The organism is Rhizobium leguminosarum (assembly GCF_002953715.1).
GTDB lineage: Bacteria > Pseudomonadota > Alphaproteobacteria > Rhizobiales > Rhizobiaceae > Rhizobium > Rhizobium leguminosarum_V.
Genome location: NZ_CP025012.1, coordinates 2,915,446 through 2,932,339 on the forward strand (window position 1 = coordinate 2,915,446; position 16,894 = coordinate 2,932,339).

Sequence of the window (16,894 nt, forward strand, 5' to 3'; positions counted from 1 at the left end):
TTACTCAATTTCAGAAACTTTCCTTCAGCCACTGGCCCATGCGGGCTATGCGGCTGTTATTTCCCCCAAGCGACATGAGCAGACCGCTCTGTGACGCATGTGTCTCCATGTCCGCGACCTGCGGATAGATCATCAGGCCGACGGCCGTCGAAAAGGCCGGGCCCTTGGCCGCCGTCGGCAGCCCCGAGACGCCCATCGGACGGCCGATGCGGACGTTGCGGGCAAGGATGCGCCGCGCCACGTCGGCAAGGCCGGTCAGCTGGCTCGCCCCGCCGGTCAGCACGACGCGCTTGCCGACGATCGGGCTGAAACCGGAGCGCTGGATACGGTCGCGGATCAGTTCCATCGTCTCTTCGATTCGGGCCGATACGATGCGCGAAACCAGCGCCCGCGGCACCTGCGACGGCTGGTCGCGATCGTCCTCGCCGATCGGCGGGATCGAGATCAGCTCGCGTTCGTCGGAGGAATTCGAAAGTGCCGAGGCATGCACGACCTTGAGCCGCTCCGCATCCTCGATGCGGGTCGAAAGACCGCGCGCCAGGTCGGTGGTGACGTGATGGCCGCCGAGGCCGACGGCGTCCGTATGAACGAGCTTGCCTTCGGCAAAGACCGAGATCGTCGTCGTGCCGCCGCCCATGTCGATCGCCGCGCAGCCGAGTTCGACTTCGTCGTCGACGAGAGCCGCAAGACCCGATGCATAGGGCGTCGCGACGATGCCCTCGACCGACAGATGCGCACGATTGACGCTGAGTTCGAGGTTTTTCAGCGCCGAGCGCTCCGCCGTCACCACATGCATGTCGACGCCGAGTGCATCGCCATACATCGCCAGCGGATCGCGGATGCCGCGCTCGCCGTCGAGCGAGAACCCGGTCGCCAGCGAATGCAGCACCGAACGGTCCTGGCGCAGCGACTGCTGGCAAGCGGCCGACAGCACTTTCTTCAGATCGTTGAGCTCGACTTCCTGGCCGCCGAGGTCGATCGTCGCGGTGTAGATGTCGCTGCCGAGCCGGCCAGCCGTCAGGTTGACGATCAGGCTCTCGACGGTCAGTCCCGCCATGCGCTCCGCCGCGTCGACGGCAAGGCGGATGACGCCTTCCAGCGCATCAAGATCGGCGATCACGCCGGTCTTGATGCCGCGGGAACGCTGGTGGCCGATGCCGATGATCTCGATATTGTGCGTGCGGCCCGGCAGGATCTGGCTTTCCTCGCGCGGCGTCAGCCGGCCGATCATGCAGACGACCTTGGTCGAGCCGATGTCGAGCACCGAAACGACATGTGACCGCTTCGACGAAAGCGGCTTCAGGCGCGGCAATCCGAAATGGGATGAACCGAACAAGCTCATATATTCTGCCCCGCCTTCTTCAATTCCTTCGTACGCTCCGTCACTGCCGTCTGCCTGCGGACCGCCGCCTCCGGCGTCAGCTGGATCGCGGCTCTGTCGGACAGCCTGAGATCGACTGCGGCAATGTCCCGCTCCAGGAGCTGGTGCTCCTTGTCGAACTTCGAAAGCGTCGCCAGTGCCTGGTCGATACCGTCTTCCGGCAGCTTGACGACGACGCCGTTGTCCATGTGCAGATCCCAGCGACGCCCTGATATCCAGACATAGGCCTTCACGCGGGCCTTCACGTCGGGCCACTTCGAGAAGGCATCGTCGAGCGAAGCCGCCGCCGTTTCGGCATCGCGGCCGACGACGAGCGGCAGCGCCGAAAACTTGTTGTCGCGCAGCGGCGCAATGACACTGCCGTTCTTTTCGATCAGGGAAAGCTCCTGCCCGTGCTGCCAGATCGCATAGGCCTGGCGCTCCTTGAGCTTCACCTCGATCGTTTTCGGATAAATCTTGCGCACCTCGACATTTTCGACCCAGGGAAGCTGTGCGATCTTCCGGCGGGCGGCATCGACGTCGAGGGCGACCAGCGAGGTCGTGCCATCAAGGCCGATCAGCTGCAGGATCTCGATTTCGGAGGTCTCCGAATTGCCGGAGACCTTGACGTCCTCGATCGCAAAACCCGCCGCCGTCGTCGTCGCCTGCGCGACGGCCTCGGTGTGGCCGCCAAGCGACATGCCGTAAAACCCCGTCGCAGCCAGGAAGGCGAGCGCCGAGACCGTGCCCGTATGAACAGGAATATGGATGCGGCCGCTGCAGAGGCTGATCAGGAAGCGCGTGACGCGGCGCAGCGGACGCGGCAGCACGAACCGCTCTTCGGCTTCCATGATCGGAAGCACGGCATGATGGCTGGGGCGCCCTATCCTCTTGACCGTCAACGCAAACAAGACGCGTCCTCCACCATCCATCGGAGAAACTGACCAAACGAATAGCCGGCATGGCCGGCCATTTCGGGCACGAGCGAGGTTGGGGTCATACCTGGCTGGGTATTGACCTCCAGCCAGATGATTTCGCCGTCTTCGGAGAAACGATCGTCGTAACGAAAGTCGGACCGACTGACGCCGCGACAACCGATTGCCTGATGCGCCCTTAGGGACAATGTTTGTATTTTTTGGTAAATATTCGGTGAAATTTTCGCGGGGATGACGTGTTTTGAACCGCCTGCCGCATACTTGGAGTCGTAATCATAAAAATTGTGTCCCTGCGGCACCACTTCCGTGACACCGAGCGGAGTTTCACCCATGATACCGCAGGTGAGTTCGCGACCGTAGACATAGCGCTCGACGATCACCTCCTCGCCGTAACGCCACTCGGGCGAGCTGACGATCTGCGGCGGATGCGCCTGATCTTCCGTGACGATGACGACGCCGAAGCTCGACCCCTCGCGGACGGGTTTTACCACATAGGGTGGCTTCATCGGATGCGTCGAGGGAAAGGCGAAACGGTTGATCACCTGCGATTCGGCGACCGGAATGCCGGCAGCGGCGGCAACGAGCTTCGCCTTGTCCTTGTCCATCGCCAGCGCCGAGGCAAGCACGCCCGAATGCGTATAGGGGATTTCGAGATATTCGAGGATGCCCTGAATGGTGCCGTCCTCGCCGAACGGGCCGTGAAGCGCATTGAAGACGACATCGGGTTTCAGCGCGGCAAGTTTCTCGGAAACGTCGCGCGCGACGTCGATGCATGTCACGTCGAAGCCTTCCGCTTCGAGGGCTTCTGCGCAAGCCTTTCCCGAGGAAAGGCTGACGGGCCTTTCCGAGGAAAATCCGCCCATCAGGACAGCGACATGCTTGCGACTCATCAACACCCCCAAAAATAACTTTCATTTTCGAAATCGACGCTTGCGCGAAGCTGTCTGCGCCGTTTCAGGCCTTTGTCCGACCTGGGTGCATTAGAGCATCATTATGGTTAATGAAGTGTTTACTTTCGTTAACTCCATCTTGCCGCGCCCATGATTTTTTAACCTTCGCGTCTTCGGGAGTGTCGGAGCGAAGGTGCCCACCGATCCGTGAAAACAGAAAAGCCCGCGCGGTTTTTCCGCGCGGGCTCAATGAGATAGTTCGATCTCTTGCAGTCAGTCGGCGTCGTCGAGGAATTTCCAGACGAGTCCGCCGAGCGCGCCGCCCGCAAGTGGCGCAATCCAGAACAGCCAGAGCTGCTGCAGCGCCCAGCCGCCGACGAAAAGCGCCTGGCCGGTGGAACGCGCCGGATTGACCGAGGTGTTCGTCACGGGGATAGAAACGAGATGGATCAGCGTCAGTCCGAGGCCGATCGCAAGCGGTGCGAAGCCGGCAGGCACCCGGCTGCTGGTCGATCCCAGGATGATGATCAGGAAGAACATGGTCAGCAGCACTTCGATCAGCAGCGCCGAAAGCAGTGAATAACCACCCGGAGAATGATCGCCATATCCGTTGGCGGCAAAACCGCCGAGTTCGAAACCCGCCTTGCCGCTGGCGATGAGATAAAGCAGCGCCGCCGCGGCGATGGCGCCGACAACCTGCGCGACGACATAGGGAACGAGGCGCGCCGCGGGAAACCGTCCGGCAACAGTTAGGCCAAGCGAGACTGCGGGATTGAAATGACCGCCGGAAATGCCCCCCACGGCATAGGCCATGGTGAGCACGGTCAGACCGAACGCAAAGGCCACGCCGACAAAACCGATCCCAAGCTCGGGATAGGCCGCGGCCAGCACGGCGCTGCCGCATCCGCCAAAGACCAGCCAGAACGTGCCGAGAAACTCAGCAACTAGACTCTTTTGCATGCTCGCCTCCTTAACCTCAACCGAGAGTTTAAATGAATCCGTTACAATTCGATTCCGGTCAAGCGCGCGGACATTGCCGCGGCAAGCTTCACGCAAGGATCAAGAAACGGGTTGGAGATGCGGTACGCGCGGCGCGAGAAGACGTTTTCTCAGACCTGAAATTGCGTTAAGACCCACCGGCCTCCCAAGGCGCTCCATAAAAATACTGATTGGAATGAAAATGACAGACGCGATCTCCGCATCGCCGACTCCCGCCTCGAACAGCGCGCAAGTCAATTCCCCGGCTCGCGTTCTCATCGCCAGCCTTGTCGGCACCACCATCGAATTCTTCGACTTCTACGTCTACGCGACGGCAGCCGTCCTCGTCTTCCCGCATCTCTTCTTCCCGGCAAGCGATTCGAACGCCGCAACGCTGCAGTCGCTGGTCACCTTCTCGATCGCCTTCTTCGCCCGCCCCATCGGCGCCGTGATTTTCGGTCATTTCGGCGATCGCATCGGCCGCAAGGCGACGCTCGTCGCCGCGCTGATGACGATGGGGCTTTCGACCGTCTTGATCGGCATGCTGCCGGGCTATGATGCGATCGGCATCGCCGCGCCACTGTTGCTGGCGCTTTGCCGCTTCGGTCAGGGCCTCGGCCTCGGCGGCGAATGGGGCGGCGCCGTCCTGCTTGCCACTGAAAACGCTCCTCCCGGCAAGCGCAGCTGGTACGCCATGTTCCCGCAGCTCGGCGCGCCGATCGGCTTCATCCTTTCCTCCGGCTTCTTCCTCATCCTGGCGGAAACGATGAGCAACGAGGATTTCCTCGACTACGGATGGCGCATTCCCTTCATCGCCAGCCTCGCCCTCGTCGCCGTCGGCCTCTATGTCCGCCTGAAGATCGCCGAGACGCCGGAATTCCGCAAAGCCGTCGAAAAGCACGAGCGCGTCGCCGTGCCGATCGAAGTGGTTTTCCGCGGTCATCTGCGCAGCCTGATCCTCGGCACCTTCATTGCTGTGGCGACCTTCGTGCTGTTCTACCTCATGACGGTCTTCACGCTCTCCTGGGGCACGACACCCTTGGAAAAGGGCGGGCTCGGTTATACGAGAGAGCAGTTTCTGGTCGTCCAGCTTGTCGGCGTCGTCTTCTTCGGCCTGACGATCCCGCTCTCCGGCTGGCTCTCCGATCTCTATTCGCGCCGCACCATCCTGACGCTGACGACGATTGCCATCGCGATCTTCGGCTTCTTCTACGCGACGCTGTTGACCAGCGGTCTGACAGGCGCCTTCCTGTGCTCGATCATCGGCCTCGCCTTGATGGGCTTCACCTATGGTCCGATCGGCGCTGCCCTTGCCGCGCCCTTCCCGACCATGGTGCGCTACACCGGCGCCTCGATGACCTTCAACCTCGGCGGCATCTTCGGCGCTTCACTCGCTCCTTATATCGCCACCTGGCTCGCCACCCATTACAGCCTCGATTATGTCGGCTACTATCTCGCCGCCTCGGCCGTGATCTCACTGGTCTGCATCCGGCTGTCGGGCCGCGAGGAAGTCTGAACCTCGAGCAGCAAGTGAACAACAAGCCGCGACGGCCAACGTCGCGGCTTTTTTATTGATGCCGTGAGCACTTCCGGTTAACCGGAGCACTCACGGCAAAACGGGGAACAGATCATGCGATGCCTCATTACCGGCGCAGCCGGCTTTGTCGGTGGGCCTCTCGTCGAAAGACTGCATAGAGAGCGGATATCCGAGCTCGCGGTGACGACGCGATCTGCAGCCGCCAGCTTCCCGACATCAGTGCGGCATTTCCCCATCGAGATAACAAGCGAAACCGATTGGACAGCGGTTCTCGAGGGTATTGACGTCATCGTCCATCTCGCCGCTCGTGTTCACATCATGAACGACCGCGCAGCCGATCCGCTTGCGGAATTTCGTCGGATCAACACCGCCGCCACTCTGAGCCTCGCCGAGCAGGCCGCCCGCGCGGGCGCAAAAAGGTTCGTCTTCATCAGCAGCATTAAGGTCAATGGTGAGGAGAACGATCGGCCCTTCCGGCACGACGATACGCCAATGCCGATCGATCCCTATGGCATCTCGAAGCTGGAAACTGAAATCGGGCTGCATGAAATCGCCGCCCGAACAGGCATGGAGGTCGTCGTCATTCGCCCGCCGCTCGTCTATGGACCCGGTGCGAGGGGCAACTTCGCCCTGCTTGTTGGACTTGTCCGGAAGAAGATACCGCTCCCCTTCGCGTCGCTGAAGAACCGCCGAACACTGGTCGCGCTGCCAAATCTCGTCGATCTGATCATCACCGGGATGAAGCATCCCGGGGCAGCCGGCCAGACCTTTCTCGCAGGCGATGGAGAAGATCTTTCGACTCCAGGGCTTATTGAAGGGATTGCCGCAGGCCTGGGTGTCAAACCGATGCTGCTCCCCTTTCCCCCCGCCTTGTTGCTGATGGGCGCGAGAGTCACGGGAAAGGACGCCGTCTACCAACGTCTTTGTGGCTCCCTCCAGGTCGACATATCTCGTGCCCGCGACGTGCTCGGCTGGTCGCCCCTCGTCACGCCGCGCGAAGGCCTGAAGCTTGCGGTGAAGTAACCGTTATTCGCTTGTCACACCGTGGAACGGACGCACCTCACGGCCGGGCATGAAGACGCCGAGGCGTTTGATTTCCCATTCGAGCTTGATGCCGTCTTTTTCGAAGACCTCGCGGCGCACCTGTTCGCCGAGATATTCGAGGTCGTAGCCGGTCGCCTGCCCCATGTTGATCATGAAATTGCAGTGAAGCGCCGACATCTGCGCGCCGCCGATGACGAGGCCGCGGCAGCCTGCCTCGTCGACCAGCTTCCAGGCCGAATGGCCGGCCGGGTTCTTGAAGGTCGAGCCGCCGGTCTTTTCACGCACCGGCTGCACCGTCTCGCGATGATTGCGCACGGCGTCCATCTCGGCGCGGATCTGGGCGCGCTCTTCCGGATAGCCCTCGAACAGCACAGAGGTGAAGATCAGATCCGTCGATGCTGTGGAATGCCGGTAGGAATAGCCCATCTCGGCATTGGAAAGCACATGCTTGTCGCCCTTGCGGTCGACCGCATGGACTTCGATCAGCCGCTCGCGCGTCTCCACGCCGTTGGCCCCGGCATTCATGCGCGCCGCGCCACCGATGCCGCCAGGAATTCCGTAGAAGAAATGGAAGCCGCCGATGCCGTTGTCCATCGCCATCGCCGCCACATGTTTGTCAGGGCAGATGGCGCCGGCCAGGATGCGGTTTTCGCCGGCAAGCTCGACGAAGCCGAACCCCTTGGCCGACAGGCGCAACACGACGCCGGGAATGCCGCCGTCGCGTACCAGGATGTTGGAGCCGACGCCGACCACCGTCAGCGGCACCTCTTCCGGCAATATCTTCAGGAAGGCGATGAGGTCGTCGATGTCGTGCGGCTGAAACATCAGCTCGGCCAACCCGCCAGCCCTGAACCAGGTGACACGGTCCATCGGGGCATCCGGCGTGATACGGCCGCGGATATCCTTTACACCCTCTCCGAGAGACGCGAGAAGCTTTTCCCCATTCACCTGTTTCATACGGACTTTCCCGATAGGCCTTCCAGTTGCTTGGGCAGCGCCGCCGCCCAGGATGTGATGCTCCCAGCCCCCAACAGAACCACGAAATCGCCAGGCTTTGCAACCTCCGCGACCATCTGCGGCAAAAGCTCCGCCGAGCTTAGAAAGCGGGCGTCGCGATGGCCACCGGATTTTATGCGCGAGACCAGCGACACGGAATCGATACCCTCGATCGGATCCTCGCCCGCCGCATAGACGGGTGCCAGGAAGATGCTGTCGGCATCGTTGAAGCAGGCGGCGAATTCCTCGAACAGGCTCGCAAGACGGCTAAAGCGATGCGGCTGGTGGACGGCGATGACGCGCCCCTTGCAGGATTCTCGAGCGGCGCGCAGCACCGCCTTGATCTCGACCGGATGATGGCCGTAATCGTCGAAGATCTGCACCCCGTTCCATTCGCCGGTCAGCGTGAAGCGGCGCTTGACGCCGCCGAAGGAGGCAAGCCCCTTGGCGATATCGGCGCTCGATATGCCGAGCCGGTTGGCAACGGCAATCGCCGCCGTCGCGTTGGAGATATTATGCCGTCCGGGCATCGGCATGACCAGCCCCTTGAGCTCAATCACCTGGCCGGTGCGGCGGCGGCGAATTTCGACGTCGAAGATCGAGCGCGTGCCGTCGATGCGGACATTCTTGAAGCGCACGTCGGCCTGCGGGTTCTCGCCATAGGTGATGATCTTGCGGTCCTCGATGCGGCCGACCAGCGACTGCACCTCGGGATGGTCGAGGCACATGACGCCGAAGCCGTAAAACGGCACGTTCTCGACGAACTGCCGGAAGGCGGCGCGCACGGCGTCGAAATTGCCGTAATGGTCGAGATGTTCCGGGTCGATATTGGTGATGACGGCGACATCGGCCGGAAGCTTCAGGAAGGTGCCGTCCGATTCGTCGGCCTCGACCACCATCCACTCGCCCTCGCCCATGCGGGCATTGGTGCCGTAGGCATTGATGATGCCGCCATTGATGACGGTCGGGTCGAGCCCACCGGCTTCGAGCAGTGTAGCGACCAGCGAGGTGGTCGTCGTCTTGCCATGCGTGCCGCCGATGGCGATCGCATTGCGGAAGCGCATCAGCTCGGCCAGCATTTCGGCACGGCGCACCACCGGCAGCAGCTTTTCGCGCGCGGCGATGAGCTCCGGATTGCTCTTCTTGATCGCCGTCGAGACGACCACGACTTCGGCCTCACCCAGGTTTTCAGCTCGGTGACCGACGAACACCTCAATGCCCTTGTCGCGCAGGCGCTGGACATTGGCACTGTCGGCCTGGTCCGATCCCTGCACCTTGTGGCCGAGATTATGCAGCACCTCGGCGATACCGCTCATGCCGATGCCGCCAATGCCGATGAAATGGACGAGACCGATCGTCTTCGGCAGTTTCATGCGCGTGTCCTCTTGAATTCCGCAATTGTCCGTCCGGCGGCAATAGCCTCAACCATGTCGGCAAGCAAGTTTGCGGCGTCGGGTTTCCCGGCGAGTTTCGCCGCCGCGGCCATGTGCGAAAGCTTTTCCGGATCGTTCATCACAGCCGTCAGGATCGCCGCGATCTTCTCCGGCGAAAGCTCCGACTGGGCAATCACCTTCGCCCCGCCGGTCGCAGCGAGTGCCGCGGCATTCGCCGCCTGGTCGTGATCGAGAGCGTGCGGGTAAGGCACGAGCACGGCAGGCCGCCCGATGACGGAGATTTCCGAAACCGTCGAGGCGCCCGAACGGCAAATGACGAGATGCGCCCGCGCCAGCCTCTCGGCCATGTCGGTAAAGAAGGGTGCGATATCGGCCCCCATCTCCAGCTTGGCGACGCAGCCGCTGACCATCTCCATGTCCTCGGGACGCACCTGCTGGGTGATGCGCAGCCGCACGCGAAGCGCGTCGTCGAGCAGGCTGATCGCCGTCGGCAGCGCCTTGGAAAAATATTGCGCGCCCTGGCTGCCGCCGAAGACCACGAGGTTGAAGGCCTCACCCGGGCGCGACGGCGTGTAAGGCACCTCGGCCGCGGCAATGATCGCCGGGCGGACGGGATTGCCGGTCGTCACCGTCTTGTCGGGAAAGGCAGCGCCGCCCTCCGGCAGGAACCCGCCAGCAATGGCTTGCACGCGGGTTGCTAAGGCCTTGTTGGCGCGGCCCATCACGGCGTTCTGCTCGTGGATCATCGACGGCACGCCGAGCCGGGTAGCGGCAAGCAGCGGCGGCACGGTGGGATAACCGCCGAAACCGACGACGATGACCGGTTGCAGCCGCTGGATCAGCTTCTTTGCCGCCCGCATGCCGCTCCAGAGCGTCCACAGCGAGCGGGCGACGGCAACCGGGTTCTTCGAGCCGATCGTCGCCGACGGCACGACATGGATCTCCTCGGCCGGGAACTTGCCGGCATACCGCTCGGCCCGGCTGTCCGTGACGAGATGCACCGAATAGCCGCGCTCCTTCAGCTTGAAGGCCAGCGCCTCCGCCGGGAACACATGGCCGCCGGTTCCCCCGGCGGCAAGCAGCACGATGCCTTTGCTCATGATCTTCTACTCCGCCGGCATGCCGTGCGGGACGCGGAAGAGGCTCCGGTCCTGCGCGCGTTTTTCCGGTCGATGGCGCGTCAGCGCCAGAATGAAGCCGGCGGTGACGCAGATCGCCACCATGGACGAGCCGCCATAGGAAATCAGCGGCAACGTCATGCCCTTCGCCGGCAGTAGTTCGAGATTGACGCCGATATTGATGATCGACTGGATGCCCATCTGCAGCACCAGGCCGGCGACGGCGAAGCGGTTGAAGTCGTTCCGTTCGCGATAGGCATGCGAGAGGCCGCGCAGCACCAGCACGGTAAACAGCGCAACGAGCGCCATGCAGAAGACGATCCCGAATTCCTCGGCCGCGACCGAGAAGATGAAGTCGGTATGCGCATCCGGGATAATGCGCTTGACGATACCCTCACCCGGTCCCTGGCCGAACCAGCTGCCGCGGATGATCGCCTCGCGCGCGGTGTCGATCTGGAAAGTATCACCCTCGCCGGTCATGAACTTGTCTATTCGGCCGGCGACGTGCGGGAAGACGTAATAGGCGCTGAGCAGGCCGCCGGCGCCGCCGATGCCGAGCAGCATGATCCAGATCCATGGCATGCCGGCCATGAAGAACATCCCGCCCCAGACGGCCGTGGTCAGGATGGTCTGGCCGAGGTCCGGCTGTGCAATAAGAAGGGCCGCAACGATGCCGAACAGGATGATCGCAAAGAGATTGCCGGGGATTTCCGGCTGACGCGCATGTTCGGCAAACAGCCAGGCGCAGACCACGACGAAGGCGGGCTTCATGAATTCCGACGGCTGGATGGAAAGGCCGGCGATCCAGATCCAGCGCCTGCCACCCTTGACCTCCTGCCCGACGAACAGCACCAGCACCATCATGGCGACGGAGATGATCAGGATCAGGATCGCGGTTCGCCGCACCTGCCGCGGTGTCAGGAACGACAGCCCGAGCATGACGCCGATCGAGGGGATCATGAAGGCCGCATGGCGCTTGACGAAGTGGAAGGGTTCGAGCCCGATGCGCTCGGCGACCGCAGGAGATGCCGCAAACGACAGCATGAAGCCGATGCCCATCAGGAAGATGAACATCGCCAGAAAGAAGCGGTCGATGGTCCAGAACCAATCGGCCAGAGGCCCACGTTCCGCGCGGCTTACCATGTCATTTCTCTCCTGTTGCCGGACCGATCAGCATCGCAATCCCGTCAAGGGCTGCCACGTGGCCGACGAAGGCTTCGCCCCTGACTTCGAAGTTCTTATACTGGTCGAAGCTTGCGCAAGCCGGGGATAACATCACCGCCGAAGCAGCGCTCTCGTCGCGTTCGGCATCGGCGGCCGCATGCGCGACGGCGCGCTCCAGCGTGCCCGAGATCTCGTAAGGCACGGCCTCGCCGAGCGTCGCGGCGAATTCCGCCGCCGCCTCGCCGATCAGATAGGCCTTGGCGATGCGCGGGAAATAGGGAGCGAGCGTCGTGATGCCGCCAGCCTTCGGCAGGCCGCCGGCGATCCAATAGATGCGATCATAGCTCGAAAGAGCCGGTGCTGCGGCATCGGCATTGGTCGCTTTGGAATCGTTGACGAAAACGACGCGGCCACGCTGACCGACCGGCTGCATGCGGTGCTTCAGTCCGGGAAACGAGGCAAGGCCGCTACGGATGTCGTCGGCGGAAACCCCGACGGCGAGGCTGGCAGCGACAGCGGCGGCGGCGTTCTGCGCATTATGGCTGCCGCGCAGCGTCTGGATGCCGTCGAGGTCGGCGAAAGGCAGCATGGCGCCGCCGGCGGCCTGGATGAGCCTGGTCCCCTCGGCATAGATGCCGCCGGCCACCACGTTGCGGCGCGAAATGCGGACCACCTTGACACCTGCCCGCTCGACGCGGTCGGCGATCAGGGCCGAATGGCTGTCGTCGACGCCGACGATCGCGACATCGCTGCCGGCGACCAGCCTTTCCTTGATATCGGCATAGTGCTGCATCGTGCCGTGACGGTCGAGATGATCGGGCGTCAGGTTAAGCAGGATGCCGGCCGACGGGTTCAGCGTCGGCGCCAGATCGATCTGGTAGGAGGAGCATTCGACGACATAATAGCGCTCGGCCTTCGGCGGATCGAGCGTCAGCACCGCCGTGCCGATATTGCCGCCAAGCTGCGTGTCGTAGCCAGCGGATTTCAGGATATGGGCGATCAGCGCCGTCGTGGTCGACTTGCCGTTTGTGCCAGTTATGGCGATGAATGGGCAATCCGGCGCATGGGCGCGGCGCTCGCGTACGAAGAGCTCGACGTCGCCGACGATATCGACGCCGGCCGCGCGCGCAAGATCGACAGTCCAGTGCGGCTTCGGATGGGTGAGCGGCACACCGGGCGACAGCACGAACAGCGCCTGCTGGCTCCAGTCGATGTTGTGCAGGTCCTCCGTCTTGATGCCTTCGGCCGCAGCCTTGGCGACGCTGTCGGGATTGTCGTCCCAGGCGGTCACCTCGGCACCGCCTGATATCAGCGCCCGGGCGGTGGCAAAGCCGGAGCCGCCGAGCCCGAAGAGCGCGACCTTCCTGTCCTTGAGCGTCGTGACCGGGATCATCGCCGCCTCACCGGAGCTTCAGCGTCGAAAGGCCGAGCATGGCAAGGCCGACAGCAACGATCCAGAAGCGGATCACTACCTGGCTCTCGGTCCAGCCCTTCTTCTCGAAGTGATGATGGATCGGCGCCATCAGGAAGACGCGCCGGCCAGTCATTTTGAAGAAGCCGACCTGGATGATGACGGACAGCGTCTCGATGACGAAGAGGCCGCCGATGATCGCCATGACGATCTCGTGCTTGGTGGCGACGGCGACGGTGCCGATCGTGCCGCCGAGTGCCAGCGACCCCGTGTCGCCCATGAAGATGGCAGCCGGCGGTGCGTTGAACCAGAGAAAGCCGAGGCCGGCGCCGATGACGGCGCCGAGCACGACGGCGAGCTCGCCGGTGCCGGGCACGAAATTGATCTGCAGGTAGTTGGCAAACACCACGTTGCCGGCGAGATAGGCGATGACGCCGAAGGAGGCGGCAGCGATCATGACAGGCACGATGGCAAGTCCGTCGAGACCGTCAGTCAGGTTGACGGCATTGCCGGCGCCGACGATGACGAAGCCGCCGAAGACGACGAACATGATGCCGATATTGATCATGAAGTCTTTGAAGAAGGGAAAGGCGATCGAGGAGCCGAAGGTCGAACCGGCAAGCCCCGAGGCAAGGGCGGTGCGCATCATGAAATAGACGGCGATGCCGGCAATGACGAATTCGATGCCGAGACGCGCCTTGCCGGAAAAGCCCATGTGGCTCTGCTTCGTGACCTTAAGATAATCGTCGTAGAAACCGATCGCGCCGAAGCCCAGCGTCACCAGCAGCGTGGCGACGACATAGACGTTGGAAAGATCCGCCCAGAGCAGCGATGCGCCGACGATCCCGGCGAGGATCATCAGCCCGCCCATGGTCGGCGTGCCGGCCTTCTTGAAATGTGTCTGCGGCCCGTCGGCGCGGATCGGCTGGCCCTTGCCCTGCCGGATGCGCAGCGAATTGATGATCGTCGGCCCGAACAGGAAGACGATCAGTGCTGAGGTGAAGAGAGCAGCCCCCGTGCGGAAGGTAATATATCTGAACAGGTTCAGAAATTTGAAATATTCCGACAGTTCGACAAGCCAGATCAGCATTCAGGGCCCCTTGTTTACCCAATCAAAATTCGCGTTGCGTGTCGGCAAATGCCGGGAACTTGTCAAGGAGCGCGGCGACGATCTTGCCGAAACCGATGCCCAGAGACGATTTCACCATCAACACGTCGCCTGGCGCGACCGAGTTCAAAACATAGTCCGTCAATTCGTCCGTGTTCTCGCGATATTCGACGTGGACGCTTTCCGGCAACGATTCCTTGAGCCCAGCCATCTCGGCTCCAGCCAGCCAGACATGCTCGATGCCGGCCGCAAGCAGGGGCACGGCAAGGTCGGTATGAACCTTCTGCGCATACTCGCCCATCTCCAGCATGTCGCCGAGCACGGCGATACGGCGTCCGCGGCCGGTCGGCTCGGAGGCCGCCAGCAGCGCGATCGCCGCGCGCATCGAAGCCGGATTTGCATTGTAGCTTTCGTCGATCAGCGTGAAGCTGCCGCCGCCGATTAAAAGCCGGTGGCGCTTGCCCCTGCCCTTTTCCGGCCTCAGCGTCGCAAGCGCTTCGATCGCCTTCTGCATATCGGCGCCGACGATCCTGACGACCCCGAGTGCTGCGAGCGCATTCTCGGCGATATGGCGGCCCGGCGCGCCGAGCGCGACTTCGAGCGTCTCGCCACCAATCGTCAGCCACAGCGTCGAATTCTCGTCGGAGCCATTGAATTCTGCGAGCCGGAATTCGGCCTTGGCATGCTGGCCGAAGGAATGGATATGCTCGATGCCGAGCGATTGCGCCGTGCGGTCGAGGAAATTGAACTGGTCGTTGTCGCGATTGAGCACGACATGGCCGCCGGGTTCGAGCCCCTCGAAGATCTCGGCCTTGGCAGCGGCAATTTCCTTGATGTTCTTGAAATTGCCGAGATGCGCCGGCGCGATCGTCGTGATGATGGCGACATCGGGACGGATCATCCCCACCAACGGCCGGATCTCGCCGGGATGGTTCATTCCGACTTCGAAGACGCCATAATCCGTATCCTCAGGCATGCGCGCCAGCGTTAGCGGCACGCCCCAATGATTGTTGAAGGAGGCGACGGAGGCGTGGACCTTGCCGGAAGGCGCCAGCACATGCCGCAGCATTTCCTTGGTGGTCGTCTTTCCCACCGATCCGGTCACCGCGATGATCTGGGCCTGCGAGCGCTCGCGCGAGGCAAGGCCAAGCCGGCCAAGTGCCGCGAGCACGTCTTCCACGACGATCATCGGCACCGTCAGGCGGCCCATGGCGGGAAGTCTCGCCTCGCTGACAACGAGAAGGGAGGCGCCGTTCGCCGTCGCCATCGATGCATAGTCGTGACCGTCGACACGGTCGCCCTTGATCGCGAAGAAGGCTTCGCCTGGGGTAATCGAGCGGCTATCGATGGAAATACCGGTGATACCTTCGGGCGGAGTGCCGAAGGGGCGCCCCGCCATTACTGCGATCATGTCTTCGGTCGTCCAGAGCCAGCTCAAGATTTCAGGTCCTCCAATGCCTTGCGCACCTCCGCATGATCGGAGAACGGCAGGGTGACGCCGCCGATCGTCTGCCCTTCCTCATGCCCCTTGCCGGCGACGATCAGCGTATCGCCGGATCTCAGCATGCCCACAGCCTCGCGGATCGCTGTGGCGCGATCGGCGATTTCCGAGGCGCAGCCTGCTGCCGCCATGATCTCCGTCCGGATCGAGGCCGGCTCCTCCGAACGCGGATTATCGTCGGTGACGATAACGACGTCGGCAAGCCGGCAGGCGATTTCGCCCATGATCGGCCGTTTGCCGCGGTCACGGTCGCCGCCACAGCCGAAAACGACGATGACGCGACCGGTGGTGAAGGGTCTGACCGAGCCCAGAACGTTTTCCAACGCATCCGGCTTGTGGGCGTAGTCGACATAGGCGAGCGCCCCGTCTTTTGTATGGCCGACGAGTTCGAGACGGCCGGACGCGCCGACGAGTTTCTCGAGCGCGGCCATCGCAACATTCGCCTCAACGCCGGTCGACATGGCAAGCCCTGCGGCGACCAGCGCGTTGGCCACCTGAAAATCGCCGGCCAGCGGAATGTCCACCTCGAAGATCTCGCCGCCGATATGGATCTCGGCCATCTGCTTGTGGCGGAAGTGCTCGACGCGTTTCAACGAGAGGTAATCGCCCTTTCGCCCGACGGTACGAATGTCGTGACCGGCATCGGTCGCCGCCTTGATCGCCTGCGCCGACCACGGATCGTCGGCGAAGATTACCGCCGGCGACCCCTTCGGCAACAGCGTATCGAAAAGCCGCATCTTGGCGGCCATATAGGCCTCGATCGTGGGATGATAATCCATGTGGTCTCGGCCGAGATTGGTGAAGGCGGCGGCAGCAAGCTTCACGCCATCAAGCCGGCACTGGTCGAGGCCGTGGCTGGAGGCCTCCATCGCGGCATGCGTCACACCCTCTCCGGCAAGTTCCGCCAGCAGCGCGTGCAGAGACACCGGATCGGGCGTCGTCAGCGAGCCATATTCGTTGCGCGTCGGCGAGACGACGCCAGTCGTGCCGATCATCGCGGCCGCGTGGCCCGCATGCGCCCAGATTTGCCGGGTGAAAGAAGCGACGGAGGTTTTGCCCGCCGTGCCGGTGACGGCGACCATGGTATCGGGCTGCCTGCCGTGGAAACGCGCTGCGGCGATGGAAAGGAAACGGCGCGGCTCCTTGACAGCAAGCACTGGGATCGAAGCATCGACGGCTTGCGAGGCGATCGCGACGGCAGCGCCACGGCCGGCGGCATCCGCGATGAAGCCCGCGCCGTCCGCCTTGGTGCCGGCGACAGCGACGAAGGCATTGCCCGGCGTCACCTTGCGGCTATCCGAAGACAGGCCTGAAATATCAAGCAAGCCTGCCGGGCCTTCGAGCTGTGCTTCAAGTTCCGGAAACTGATCTCCGGCCAAGTCTCGCAATTTCATCGAATGCACTTTTCTCTCTTGAAGCCGGTTCACCCCTCGCGAATCGGCGTCGATATTCATTCAC

The 16,894-nt window shown here is 62.7% G+C and carries 14 protein-coding genes; 2 read left to right on the plus strand and 12 right to left on the minus strand.

Annotated elements, in window-relative coordinates:
• Nucleotides 1–10: 10 nt before the first annotated feature.
• From ftsA to aqpZ, 4 genes are all read right to left on the minus strand, one after another.
• On the minus strand, nt 11–1,342 hold the full coding sequence (gene ftsA, locus CUJ84_RS14775; RefSeq protein ID WP_003561012.1) for a cell division protein FtsA: 1,332 nt from the start codon (nt 1,340–1,342) through the stop codon (nt 11–13).
• The gene (locus CUJ84_RS14780; RefSeq protein WP_105006764.1) at nt 1,339–2,271 is read right to left on the minus strand and encodes a cell division protein FtsQ/DivIB; all 933 of its coding nucleotides are present in this window, start codon (nt 2,269–2,271) and stop codon (nt 1,339–1,341) included. Before CUJ84_RS14780 ends, ftsA begins: the two co-directional genes overlap by 4 nt.
• Nucleotides 2,259–3,185: a D-alanine--D-alanine ligase gene (locus CUJ84_RS14785; protein ID WP_105006765.1), complete on the minus strand. Its 927-nt coding sequence runs from the start codon at nt 3,183–3,185 to the stop codon at nt 2,259–2,261. Before CUJ84_RS14785 ends, CUJ84_RS14780 begins: the two co-directional genes overlap by 13 nt.
• 273 nt (nt 3,186–3,458) lie before the next feature.
• Entirely contained in the window at nt 3,459–4,145 is a 687-nt protein-coding gene (gene aqpZ / locus CUJ84_RS14790) for an aquaporin Z (protein ID WP_028732837.1), read from the minus strand.
• Between the two features lie 220 nt (nt 4,146–4,365).
• Here aqpZ and CUJ84_RS14795 point away from each other — a divergent pair, with 220 nt between their 5' ends.
• Nucleotides 4,366–5,679, plus strand: coding sequence for an MFS transporter (locus tag CUJ84_RS14795; protein WP_105006766.1), 1,314 nt, complete (start codon nt 4,366–4,368; stop codon nt 5,677–5,679).
• Between the two features lie 114 nt (nt 5,680–5,793).
• Complete coding sequence (locus CUJ84_RS14800; RefSeq protein ID WP_105006767.1) at nt 5,794–6,723, plus strand: NAD-dependent epimerase/dehydratase family protein; 930 nt, start codon at nt 5,794–5,796, stop codon at nt 6,721–6,723.
• Between the two features lie 3 nt (nt 6,724–6,726).
• Here CUJ84_RS14800 and murB read toward each other — a convergent pair whose 3' ends face one another.
• Genes murB through CUJ84_RS14840 form a run of 8 tightly spaced genes read right to left on the minus strand, consistent with a single transcriptional unit; the run spans nt 6,727 to nt 16,890 of the window.
• Nucleotides 6,727–7,701: a UDP-N-acetylmuramate dehydrogenase gene (murB, locus tag CUJ84_RS14805; RefSeq protein WP_105006768.1), complete on the minus strand. Its 975-nt coding sequence runs from the start codon at nt 7,699–7,701 to the stop codon at nt 6,727–6,729.
• A complete protein-coding gene (murC, locus tag CUJ84_RS14810; protein ID WP_027683743.1) occupies nt 7,698–9,113 on the minus strand; it encodes a UDP-N-acetylmuramate--L-alanine ligase in 1,416 nt (471 codons plus the stop codon). The genes murB and murC overlap by 4 nt, the downstream gene beginning before the upstream one ends.
• The gene (gene murG / locus CUJ84_RS14815; RefSeq protein WP_105006769.1) at nt 9,110–10,234 is read right to left on the minus strand and encodes an undecaprenyldiphospho-muramoylpentapeptide beta-N-acetylglucosaminyltransferase; all 1,125 of its coding nucleotides are present in this window, start codon (nt 10,232–10,234) and stop codon (nt 9,110–9,112) included. The genes murC and murG overlap by 4 nt, the downstream gene beginning before the upstream one ends.
• A gap of 6 nt (nt 10,235–10,240) precedes the next feature.
• Nucleotides 10,241–11,395: a putative lipid II flippase FtsW gene (gene ftsW / locus CUJ84_RS14820; RefSeq protein WP_018242862.1), complete on the minus strand. Its 1,155-nt coding sequence runs from the start codon at nt 11,393–11,395 to the stop codon at nt 10,241–10,243.
• Between the two features lies 1 nt (nt 11,396).
• Complete coding sequence (gene murD / locus CUJ84_RS14825; RefSeq protein ID WP_105006770.1) at nt 11,397–12,809, minus strand: UDP-N-acetylmuramoyl-L-alanine--D-glutamate ligase; 1,413 nt, start codon at nt 12,807–12,809, stop codon at nt 11,397–11,399.
• A 7-nt stretch (nt 12,810–12,816) separates the two neighbouring features.
• On the minus strand, nt 12,817–13,917 hold the full coding sequence (gene mraY, locus CUJ84_RS14830; RefSeq protein WP_027683740.1) for a phospho-N-acetylmuramoyl-pentapeptide-transferase: 1,101 nt from the start codon (nt 13,915–13,917) through the stop codon (nt 12,817–12,819).
• 22 nt (nt 13,918–13,939) lie between these two features.
• On the minus strand, nt 13,940–15,373 hold the full coding sequence (locus tag CUJ84_RS14835; RefSeq protein ID WP_105006771.1) for a UDP-N-acetylmuramoylalanyl-D-glutamyl-2,6-diaminopimelate--D-alanyl-D-alanine ligase: 1,434 nt from the start codon (nt 15,371–15,373) through the stop codon (nt 13,940–13,942).
• Entirely contained in the window at nt 15,370–16,890 is a 1,521-nt protein-coding gene (locus tag CUJ84_RS14840) for a UDP-N-acetylmuramoyl-L-alanyl-D-glutamate--2,6-diaminopimelate ligase (RefSeq protein ID WP_105006772.1), read from the minus strand. Before CUJ84_RS14840 ends, CUJ84_RS14835 begins: the two co-directional genes overlap by 4 nt.
• Between the last annotated feature and the right edge of the window lie 4 nt (nt 16,891–16,894).